Source organism: Nocardiopsis sp. FIRDI 009, from assembly GCF_003386285.1.
Classification (GTDB): Bacteria; Actinomycetota; Actinomycetes; order Streptosporangiales; family Streptosporangiaceae; genus Nocardiopsis.
In genome coordinates this window covers 1-1587 of record NZ_QPNC01000041.1, presented here as the reverse complement: position 1 = coordinate 1587, position 1587 = coordinate 1, and the positions used below count along the sequence as shown (strand labels likewise).

Sequence of the window (1587 nt, the reverse complement as noted above, 5' to 3'; positions counted from 1 at the left end):
CTAGCTTGGCGTTTAACCTCAGCTCGTGACCCGGACACCGTTCCGGTCACGGGCTTGACCGTTCCCCGGACAACACGACGGCCTTCACGTGATCATGTGCAGCGACCAAGCACACACGTGAACACAGCAAAGGCCGTCACCGTGAGTCTGCTACACGATCACGCCCACGTCGAGTCACTGTCGGAGTTGTCCCGCTTCCGCACCGAGTTCCACGCCTGCCTCACCCACCGACGTGACGCCCTGTTCGAGGTGTGCGAGGCCCTGGTCTGCGCCCCGGGTCCCGTGCACCACCTGGCCCACCTCTCACTGGAGCCCGAGCACCGCCGCGGTCACGGCTCGGCCTACGCCGCTCTCAACCGGGGCCGTATCGACACCGCCCGGCTGCGATGGAGCCTGGCCGCCCTGCCCCTGCCCCGCCTCCACCACCGCCTGGTGCTGGCCGCCGACGTCTCCCCCTGGCTACGACCGGACGCCTGGACCAGCCCCGAACGGTCCTGGTGCCACACCTACGGGCGCGGCACCGGCCAGGCCGAGATGGTCCCGGGCTGGCCCTACTCGGTCATCGTCGCTCTGGAAGAGGGCTCCACCTCCTGGTGCGCCCCGCTGGACATCCTGCGCTTGGCCCCTGACCAGGACCCGACCGTGGCCACCGCCGCCCAACTACGCGAGGTGGTGAAAAGGCTTCGCGAGGCGGGCCACCACACCGACGGCGACCCGGACGTGTGGGTGGTGGTCGACGCGGGCTACGACAGCCCCCGCCTGGCCTTCCTCCTGGACGACCTGCCGGTGCGGGTGCTGGGCCGGTTGCGCTCGGACCGGGTCCTGTACGGCCCCGCCGAGCACCTGCCGCCCAACGCCACGGGACGCCCGGCCAAGCACGGAACCCCGCTGCGCATGGGCGCCCCTGACACCTGGCCCGCACCCAAGACGGTGACCACCACCCCGACCCGCCGCTACGGGGCCGCCACCGCCCGGGCCTGGGACCGGATGCACCCGAGACTGACCCACCGGTCGGCCTGGGCCGACCACCCCGGGCGGCTACCGGTGATCGAGGGCACTGTGATCCTGCTGCAAGTGGAGGCGCTGCCGTCCCGTCGTGCCCCCAAGCCGGTGTGGTTGTGGTCCTCAGCGGTGGGGTTGGCCCCGGGGCAGGTGGATGAGCTGTGGTGGGCTTATCTACGCCGGTTCGATATCGAGCACGCCTTCCGGTTCTGCAAGCAGCAGTTGGGGTGGAACGCCCCGAGGGTGCGGGACCCGGCAGCGGCGGACCGGTGGACCTGGCTGGTGATCGTCGCCTATACCCAGCTGCGCCTGGCTCGGGGACTCGTGCGCCAGGTGCGCCTGCCGTGGCAGCGCCCGGCTCCGCCGTATCGGATGAGTCCGGGCAGGGTGCGGCGGGGGTTTCGGTACCTGCACGCGCACCTGCCCGGATGCGCGGGTGTTCCACGGCCCTCACGGCCAGGCCCGGGGCGTGTACCGGGGAGCTCGAACAGGCGTCCCGCTCCCCGTTACGGGGTCCCGAAGAAGAACAAAGCGGGTGCTACGAGCCGCTCCAGAGACAAGCAAGCAGCTTAAACGCCAAGCTAG

The 1587-nt window shown here is 70.7% G+C and carries 1 protein-coding gene; it reads left to right on the top strand.

The genetic code is table 11. The features are described from left to right. Nucleotides 1–117: 117 nt before the first annotated feature. A complete protein-coding gene (locus tag DVR05_RS25605; protein WP_232832333.1) occupies nucleotides 118–1575 on the top strand; it encodes an NF041680 family putative transposase in 1458 nt (485 codons plus the stop codon). Nucleotides 1576–1587 lie beyond the last annotated feature (12 nt).